1 protein-coding gene is annotated in these 978 nt (G+C 58.9%); it reads right to left on the minus strand.

Going from position 1 to position 978, the window contains the following annotated elements; translation table 11 throughout:
- On the minus strand, positions 1–747 hold a 747-nt coding region (locus C1I89_RS33710), incomplete at its 3' end, for a hypothetical protein (RefSeq protein ID WP_146196994.1).
- Positions 748–978: the final 231 nt, after the last annotated feature.

Consider the following 978-nt stretch of genomic DNA (forward strand, 5'->3'; position numbering starts at 1 on the left):
CTTGAAGACATGCTTGCCGAGGTGCTCCAGCAAGGTCTGCTGTGTCTTGGCACCACCGGGCGCCAGCACATCAATCACACCGCTGGCCGGGTAGATGACGACATCCATCGCCATGGGTGGCCGGACGTCACGCCAGTGCGCCCGGTTGTCGTCGCCAAATTCCAGCTGACGCTGGGCGTTGTCCTCAATGAGGATGCCCAGTTGCACGCCACCATCCAGATGCCGGTCCAGGGTGTCGATCTGACAGGCGCGCGGCGTCCCCTTGCGCGGCGTGAATGCGGTGGCCAGTGCCACCTCGAGGGCGCGAATGTCTTCCTGGCCACGGAACAGCGCATCGACGGGCGGCACCTGCAAGCGTTTCCACCCACGCTTGCCAATGCGCAGGCTCACCGCGTAGATGGCCTCGGCCGTGGCGAACAGGTCAGGCCAGTTGGCCATGACCCACAAGGCACGCTCGGCATCGCTGGAGAACTTCGTGAAATCCTCATGGATCGTGGAGTCTGGCGGTGCGGTGTTACGAAGGGCATCGACACCACGCCCGTTGGCCAAGTCGTGCACGCGCCGCAATTCGGCATAGACGGCTTCACCCTGTGCCGCAGGCAAGGCATCGATGATGTCGATGACGCTGCTGATCAGATTGTCACCGGCAAGCTGGTCAGGCAGTTCCAGCTTGCGAGACTGAAAGTAAAACTCCCAAGTCCGTGCAGGGATTTGGCGGATGAGTTGACGGTAGTTGAAGGCGGCCATCTTGTTTTTCCTTTTTGCTGGGCCGCCGTGCCGATGACTTCTTGTGTGCGCGAGAGGCCTGGGTTGGTTACACTGTTCTCAACACCGTATCGCACAACAAAGCAAAATGTATTTGTTCGCTATATCGGGTGTTTGATGGAATTTAACGGTGGATGATTGTGTTGTCAAGCCGGTGCGGATTCGTTCGAAATAACGTAATATCTCGGTCTGTGCAAAACGCTACCCGTCCCC

The organism is Achromobacter pulmonis (assembly GCF_002885955.2).
Taxonomy (GTDB): Bacteria; Pseudomonadota; Gammaproteobacteria; order Burkholderiales; family Burkholderiaceae_B; genus Achromobacter; species Achromobacter pulmonis_A.